General features: G+C 65.1%; 8 protein-coding genes. 4 read left to right on the forward strand and 4 right to left on the reverse strand.

Annotation, left to right across the window (positions count from 1 at the left end; translation table 11 throughout):
• The 3 genes from Q0Q02_RS22575 to Q0Q02_RS22585 form a co-directional block, all read left to right on the forward strand.
• Window positions 1-666 (forward strand): multicopper oxidase domain-containing protein (locus tag Q0Q02_RS22575; protein ID WP_293812916.1); only part of this gene is annotated, 666 nt, incomplete at its 5' end.
• Between the two features lie 25 nt (window positions 667-691).
• Window positions 692-1,177, forward strand: a complete 486-nt coding sequence (locus tag Q0Q02_RS22580; RefSeq protein WP_293812918.1) for a cupredoxin family protein — start codon at window positions 692-694, stop codon at window positions 1,175-1,177.
• Between the two features lie 35 nt (window positions 1,178-1,212).
• Window positions 1,213-1,497 (forward strand): copper-binding protein, encoded by a 285-nt coding sequence (locus Q0Q02_RS22585; protein WP_293812920.1) that lies wholly within the window; start codon window positions 1,213-1,215, stop codon window positions 1,495-1,497.
• Window positions 1,498-1,653: 156 nt separating this feature from the next.
• On the opposite strand, the gene Q0Q02_RS22590 is transcribed toward Q0Q02_RS22585, so the two are convergent.
• The 4 genes from Q0Q02_RS22590 to Q0Q02_RS22605 form a co-directional block, all read right to left on the reverse strand.
• Window positions 1,654-2,862 carry an ABC transporter substrate-binding protein gene (locus Q0Q02_RS22590; protein WP_293812922.1) on the reverse strand — a complete coding sequence of 403 codons (1,209 nt, stop codon included), beginning with the start codon at window positions 2,860-2,862 and terminating at the stop codon, window positions 1,654-1,656.
• Between the two features lie 70 nt (window positions 2,863-2,932).
• On the reverse strand, window positions 2,933-3,952 hold the full coding sequence (locus tag Q0Q02_RS22595; protein ID WP_293812923.1) for an SMP-30/gluconolactonase/LRE family protein: 1,020 nt from the start codon (window positions 3,950-3,952) through the stop codon (window positions 2,933-2,935).
• 10 nt (window positions 3,953-3,962) lie between these two features.
• On the reverse strand, window positions 3,963-4,889 hold the full coding sequence (locus Q0Q02_RS22600; RefSeq protein WP_293812925.1) for a 3-keto-5-aminohexanoate cleavage protein: 927 nt from the start codon (window positions 4,887-4,889) through the stop codon (window positions 3,963-3,965).
• 23 nt (window positions 4,890-4,912) lie between these two features.
• Window positions 4,913-5,689: a cyclase family protein gene (locus tag Q0Q02_RS22605; protein WP_293812928.1), complete on the reverse strand. Its 777-nt coding sequence runs from the start codon at window positions 5,687-5,689 to the stop codon at window positions 4,913-4,915.
• Between the two features lie 139 nt (window positions 5,690-5,828).
• On the opposite strand from Q0Q02_RS22605, the gene Q0Q02_RS22610 reads away from it, so the two are divergent.
• Window positions 5,829-6,470, forward strand: coding sequence for a TetR/AcrR family transcriptional regulator (locus tag Q0Q02_RS22610; protein ID WP_293812926.1), 642 nt, complete (start codon window positions 5,829-5,831; stop codon window positions 6,468-6,470).
• The last annotated feature ends 333 nt before the right edge of the window (window positions 6,471-6,803 follow it).

The following is a 6,803-nucleotide window of genomic DNA, read 5'->3' on the forward strand; positions in this document are numbered from 1 at the left end:
TTCGGCAACCTGACCATGACGAACCATCCGATCCACATGCACGGCTACGAGTTCAAGGTGTCGTGCACCGATGGCGGTTGGGTGGACGAGGCGGCAGCCTGGCCCGAGGTCTCGATCGATTGTGCCGTCGGCCAGATGCGCGCCTTCGACTTCGTCGCGGACGAGCCGGGCGATTGGGCGATCCACTGCCACAAGTCGCATCACACGATGAACGCCATGGGGCATTCGGTGAAGACCTATATCGGCGTCAGCAAGAAGGATCTCGCCAAGCGCATCGCCAGGATCGCGCCCGGCTACATGCCGATGGGCTCGAACGGGATGGGCGAGATGGGCTCGATGGAGATGCCGGGCCCCGACAACACGTTGCCGATGATGACGGGCTACGCCCAGTTCGGGCCTGTCGAGATGGGCGGCATGTTCTCGGTCGTGAAGGTGCGCGAGGGCCTGAGCGCCGGCGACTACAAGGATCCCGGCTGGTTCAAGAACCCCGCGGGTACCGTCGCCTACGAATACAAGGGCGAGAGCCTGGCCGAGGCGCAGCGTGGGACGGCGCCAGACAGCGGGCGTGACTCGCTGGACTGGTCCGTCAAGGACCCGCGCAAGCCTCGCCTCGGTCCAAACGGCAAACCGCTGTCCGTCAAGGCCGGCGGTCATTCCAATCACTGATCATCCGCCCAAGGAGAATATCGAGATGCGCAGCAGAATGATCGGCCTGAGCGTCATGCTGGCCATGGCTCTTCCGGCGACCGCCGTCCTCGCCGGCCCCGGCGGCGCCGGACATGGCCACGGCGATGAGACGGCCTACGGCAAGCCGGGTGACCCGAAGAAGCCGGCAAGGTTGGTCCAGGTCGTGATGAGCGAGAGGGACGGCAAGATGTCCTTCATCCCCGATCGCGTCGAGGTGCGGCGCGGCGAACAGATCAAACTCGCGCTCCGCAACAATGGCGAACTCGACCACGAGCTCGTGCTGGCGACCTTGGAGGAGAACCTCAAGCACGCGATCGAAATGCAGAAAAACCCCGACATGGAGCATGACGATCCGAACGCCAAGCGCCTGATGCCGAAGAAGACGGGCGAGATCGTCTGGCAGTTCACCAAGGCTGGCGAGTTCGATTTCTCCTGCCTGATCCCCGGGCATCGCGCAGCCGGCATGACCGGCAAGATCATCGTCAAGTGACGACCACGAACCGACTTTCAAGGAAGGAAATCGACATGCGCCTGCCACTCACCGTCCTGGGCTTCATCGGCTTGCTGGCTCTCCCTGCCGCCGCGCAGGATGCCCCGCTCGCCACCGGCACGGTCAAGAAGATCGATGCCGCCCAGGGCAAGCTGACCCTCGACCACGGCCCGATCAAGAATCTCGACATGGACAGCATGACCATGGTGTTCAAGGCCGGCGACCCCGCCATGCTGAAGACGGTCAAGCCGGGCGACAAGGTCAGGTTCACCGCCGACCGCGTCAACGGCCAGCTCACCGTGACCAAGATCCAGAAGTGAGGATCGCGCGCCTCTGCCAATCCGCAATCGGCTCTATTGGTAGGGAACGCGTACGCGTTCTCTACCCTGCGACGCCGCAGCGCGAACCGCGGTGTCGTCCGTGCCGGAAGCGCAGCGGCTGAATGCTCAACTCGGCCGCAGCGCCGATCTCTCGCCTCAGCGTTTGATCGCGGGACAGGCGCTTTCGCTCAACGGGCGGAAAGCCTGGTCGCCGGGGACCGTGGCAACGAGATCGTAGAGATCCCACTCGCCCTTCGACTCCGAGGGCTGCTTGGCACGGAAGACGTAGAAATCGTGGACCATGCGGCCATCCGCGCGCAGCTTGGCGTTGCGGACCACCTCGTCCTCGATCGGCAATTCCCGCATCTTCGCGATCACCGTCTTGGCCTCGTCCGATTTCACGGCTGCGACAGCCTTGAGATAGTGCCGGACCGAGGAGTAGATGCCGGCCTGGATCGCCGAGGGTACCGCGCCGTGCCTGGCCTTGAAGCGCTCCGAGAAGGCGCGGGTGCGGTCGTCGAGGTTCCAGTAGAAGCCCTCGGTCAGCACCGTGCCTTGCGCGGCGGCGAGGCCGACGCTCTTCACGTCCATGGCTGTCAGGAAGAAGGCGACGAGCTTCTGCTTGTCCTGCCCGACGCCGAAATCGCGCGCTGTCTTGATCCCGGCGACCGTATCGCCGCCGGCATTGGCGAGCGCGATGTAGTCGGCCCCCGAGCCTTGCGCCGTCAGCAATTGCGAGGAGAGGTCGACTGCTGGGAAGGCATGGCGGACGGAGCCGACATAGCTGCCGCCCTTGGCCGTGACCAGCGTCTTGGCATCGGCCTCGAGCTGGTGGCCGAGCGCGTAGTCGGCTGTGACGAGGTACCATTTCGTGCCGGGCTTGGTCAGATAGTTGGCGATGCCGGCGACCTGGACATAGGTGTCCCACATCCACTGGACGATATGGTCGGGCTGGCAGGCATCGCCGGTCAGGCGCGCCGTGCCGCCCGGGAAGAGGCCGACCCGGTTCTTCTCCTTGAGCAGCGGCGGGATGGCGAGCTGGAGCGAGGCGTTCGACATGTCGGCGAGGGCATCGACACCCTGCCGGTCGATCCATTCGCGGGCGATGGTCGAGCCGACATCCGGCTTGTTCTGGTGGTCGGCCGAGACGATCTCGATCTTCATGCCGGCGCATTCCGCCTTCAGGCAATCGTCCATGGCCATCTGCGTGGCGACGATCGAGCCCTTGCCGGTGATGTCGGAATAAACACCGGACATGTCGGTGAGCACGCCGATCTTGACGGTGCCACCGGAGATTTCGGCCTGTGCCGCGGTTGCGAGACAGAGGGCCGAGACGCCGGCGAGCGCGGAAATGATGCGTTTCATGGTTCCTCCCGAATCCTGTTTTGCGAATTCTGTTCTGATTGCGGCGTGCCGTGGTGGAGCGGCGCCGAACCTACCAATGCGCCATCGGCAAGCCGGCGACGGGTGAGCGGAAAAAGGGGATGCGCGAGCCCTTCAGGCTGCCGAGATAGACGGTCCGGAGGTCCGGGCCGCCGAAGGTGATGCTGGCGCACCAAGGCGCGATCGTCCCGCCGCAGGCGAGCATCAGCTCCGGTGTCGCCTCGTCGCGAGCAAAGGCTGCGAGGAAAGCCTGCCCGGCCGCGCTGCCGCGGTCGTCGTCGAGCAGGATGCGCAATTCGCCGTCCGGCGTGATCGCGAAGATCCGGTCGGTGAAGACATGGGTGCCCCAGAGATTGCCATGGGCGTCGAAGGCGATGCCGTCGATGCAGGCGCCGTGATCCTCCGGACCGAAGGTTTCGCGATCGGTCAGGCTGCCATCGGGCAGGACGCGCAGGCGCGTCACCTTCCGCGCGCAGGTCTCGGCGACGTAGAGCCATTCCTCCTTCGCATCGAGCCTGATCTCGTTGGTGAAGGCGAAGCCATCGGCAACGATACGCAGGCGGCCGCCGTCATAGAGCGCGACATAGCCGTCGCGGACATGCGGGCTGATCGCCTTCATCCAGTTCTTCGTGCGGGTCGAGATCGTCAGCCAGATGCGGTCCCTGCTGTCGCGCAGAACGAAATTGACCTTGCCGATCGGCTCGCCGTCGATCGTGTCGACCAGTACGCGCGTCGCGCCGTCGCGCGTCATGATCTCCAGCCGGTCCGTACCGAAATTGGAGATCAGGATGTCGCCATTGCCTGCGAAGGCGAGGCCGTTCGGCAGCGTGCCCGAGACGAAACGCGCCTCCTCGTCGGCTGCCTCGGCAAAGCCCTGGCTCGCGGTCTGGGTGATCAGGCGCTGCGTGCCGTCCGGGCGGATATGGACGACGCCGCCCCGCGCATCGGCGCTCCAGAGCGAGCCGTCGCGCTCGGCCAGGATGCATTCAGGCCGCTGCAGGCCTTCGCCCACATAACGGATCGCAGTGGGATCGACGGTGAAGCCGTCGAGCGGGTTGGGGCGAGCCGACATGCCGTGCGCCTCAGAAATTCACCCGGTCGCCGCCCTTGAGGCCGAGCGTGGCGCGGGCCTCGTCCGGGGTGGCGATCTCGTAGCCGAGTTCCTCGACGATGCGGCGGATCTTGGCGACCTGCTCGGCATTGGACGTCGCGAGCTTGCCGCGGCCGATGAACAGGCTGTCCTCCAGCCCGACGCGGACATTGCCGCCCATCATCGCGGCCTGTGTGCAGAAGGCCATCTGGTGGCGCCCGGCGGCGAGCACCGACCAGTGATAGTCCTTGCCGAACAGCTTGTCGGCGGTGCGCTTCATGAACATCAGATTGTCGAGATCGGCGCCGATGCCGCCCAAAATGCCGAAGATCAGTTGCAGGAAGACCGGCGGCCTGAACCAGCCGCGATCGAGGCAATGCGCGAGGTTGTAGAGGTGGCCGACATCGTAGCATTCGTGCTCGAACTTGGTGCCGTGCCCCTCGCCGAGAATCTTGTAGATGCGTTCGATGTCGCCGAAGGTGTTGCGGAAGATGAAGTCCTTGGTGCCGGCGAGATAAGGCTGCTCCCAGGAATGCTTCCAGTTGCTGTACTTCTCCGCCAGTGGATGCAGCGCGAAGTTCATCGAGCCCATGTTGAGCGAGCACATCTCGGGCGCGGCCTTGAGCGGCGCGGCAAGCCGCTCCTCGACGCTCATGTTGAGGCCGCCTCCGGTGGTGATGTTCACCACGGCATCGGTCGCCTGCTTGATACGCGGCAGGAACTCCATGAACACAGCCGGGTCCGGCGTCGGGCGGCCGTCCTTCGGGTCGCGGGCGTGAAGATGCAGGATGGCGGCGCCGGCTTCCGCCGCCGCAATGGCCTGTTCGGCGATTTCGTCGGGGGTGATCGGCAGATGGTCGGACATGGTCGGCGTATGGATGCCGCCGGTGACCGCGCAGGTGATGATGACCTTGCTCATGCGCTTCTCCCTGGATTGTCTGTTCAGGCCGGCAGGATGGCAACGGCCCGCGTCCAGCCGGCGGAGCCGTTGCGCACCTTCACCGGCAGGCAACTGATCATGAAGCCGGTCGCCGGCAGGGCTTCGAGATTGTGCAGTTTCTCGATCTGGCAGTAACCGGCCTCGCGCCCGGCCTTGTGGCCTTCCCAGATCAGGGAGGCATCGCCGGTCTCGGCAAAGCGGCGAGCGGTGTGGCTGAAGGGCGCATCCCAGCTCCAGCCGTCGGTGCCGACGACCTTGACGCCTTGCCGGACGAGATGCAGCGTCGCCTCGCGGCCGAAGCCGCAGCCTGAATCGATATAGTCGGCCTCGCCGTAGCGCTGGCCTGCGCGGGTGTTGGCGACGACGATTTCGAGAGGGCTGAGACGATGGCCGATGCGCTCAAGCTCGGCGTCGATCTCGGCAGGCGTGACGATATGGCCATCGGGCAGATGGCGAAAGTCGAGCTTCACGCCGGGCTGCAGGAACCATTCGAGCGGGCATTCATCGATCTTGAGGGCAGGGGCTCCACCATCCTGTGTCGGGTGGTAGTGCCAGGGCGCATCGACATGGGTGCCGTTATGGGTCGAGATTGTCGCAAGCTCGACGGCCCAGCCCATGCCATCAGGCAATTGCTCGGGCTTCAGGCCCGGGAAGGCGGCGGCAATGTCCGTCGCGGTGCCCTCATGGGTGCGGTAGTCGATCCTGACCTTCTGGAAAGGCGGATCGGCGGGCACGTCGTTTTCGAGCGGAATCGAGAGATCGACGAAGCGCCCGGTCAGCATCATGCTGGTTTCCTCCTGCCGTCTCGCCACGCTCTATCGGCATGGATTTGGACGAACGTCCGACCAATAGCGTAGAATGCGCTTTCTGGTAAGAGCCAAGTCACGCAGGGCAGGGGCGCTGCGAAGGAGGGATTCGATGGCAGCGGCGCCGACGCGCGAGCGCATTCTCGACGCAGCCGAGCGGACCTTCGCCGAGCGCGGCGGTGCCGACGGCGCCTCGATGCGCGATCTCGCCGCCGCGGCCGAGGTGCGGCTGTCGCAACTCAGCTATTATTTCGGCTCCAAGGAGGCTCTGTATCGCGCCGTATTCGCCCGCCGGGCAGATGCACTGGCGCTGGCGCGCGGCACTGCGCTCGCCGAGGCGATGGCGGCGCCCGCTCCGGATATCCGCGCCGTGGTCGAGGCCTTCATCGGTCCTTCCGTGCGGCAGCGTTTCGCCGAAGGCGTCCAGGGCGCTGCCTTCGCGTTGATGACGGCGCGGGAGGCGGTCGATCCGCGTGAATCCGCTCGCGGGGTCCTCACCGAGCATTTCGATCCGACTGCGACGGAGTTCCTGGCGGCCTTCGCGAAGCTCTACCCGCAGGCCTCGCACGCTGCGATGGTGGATGCTTATCTGTTCATGGTCGGGGCGCTGGTCATGACGATGGCCGCAGGCGACCGCGCCGCGCGCCTCGACGAGGAGCGCCGTGTGCTGTCCGCTGCCGGCCTTGCCGGACTTCTGTTGGATCGTCTGACGAGCTTCTGCGCCGCGGGGATCGATCGGTTGCTGGTCGAATAGGCGCGCGGTTCTTGAGATCTTCAGGAGCCGAGGTCGGCGCCTTGCCGGGCAACAGGCATTTGCGGGCGGGTAGAGGCGTCGGAGCGCGACTCTGGCTGGGCATTGGCCGAAACATCCGACCCGCTCGAAATCCGAGCCTTGCCCTCAGTCATTAGTGGGCGAATCGAGGATACCGGAGAGCGAGGGCGTGGCAGCGCCGCGGTGGATTATTCATAGGCAGGCGAGGCCGCTCGCCGCTACACAAAAGCGCTCATGGCTTTGCTCCGCAAACGCTGCAAGTCTCAGGTTAAGAGGTTAAAAAATAAAGAGAAAAGAGTGGCGGAGACGGAGGGA

The organism is uncultured Allobosea sp., assembly GCF_945956895.1.
GTDB lineage: Bacteria > Pseudomonadota > Alphaproteobacteria > Rhizobiales > Beijerinckiaceae > Allobosea.

Bases quoted from the DNA above. Each gene is read 5' to 3' on its own strand.
- Q0Q02_RS22600 (WP_293812925.1), bottom strand. From the start codon at position 4,889: ATGAGCAAGGTCATCATCACCTGCGCGGTCACCGGCGGCATCCATACG.
- Q0Q02_RS22580 (WP_293812918.1), top strand. From the start codon at position 692: ATGCGCAGCAGAATGATCGGCCTGAGCGTCATGCTGGCCATGGCTCTT.
- Q0Q02_RS22595 (WP_293812923.1), bottom strand. From the start codon at position 3,952: ATGTCGGCTCGCCCCAACCCGCTCGACGGCTTCACCGTCGATCCCACT.
- Q0Q02_RS22585 (WP_293812920.1), top strand. From the start codon at position 1,213: ATGCGCCTGCCACTCACCGTCCTGGGCTTCATCGGCTTGCTGGCTCTC.
- Q0Q02_RS22610 (WP_293812926.1), top strand. From the start codon at position 5,829: ATGGCAGCGGCGCCGACGCGCGAGCGCATTCTCGACGCAGCCGAGCGG.
- Q0Q02_RS22590 (WP_293812922.1), bottom strand. From the start codon at position 2,862: ATGAAACGCATCATTTCCGCGCTCGCCGGCGTCTCGGCCCTCTGTCTC.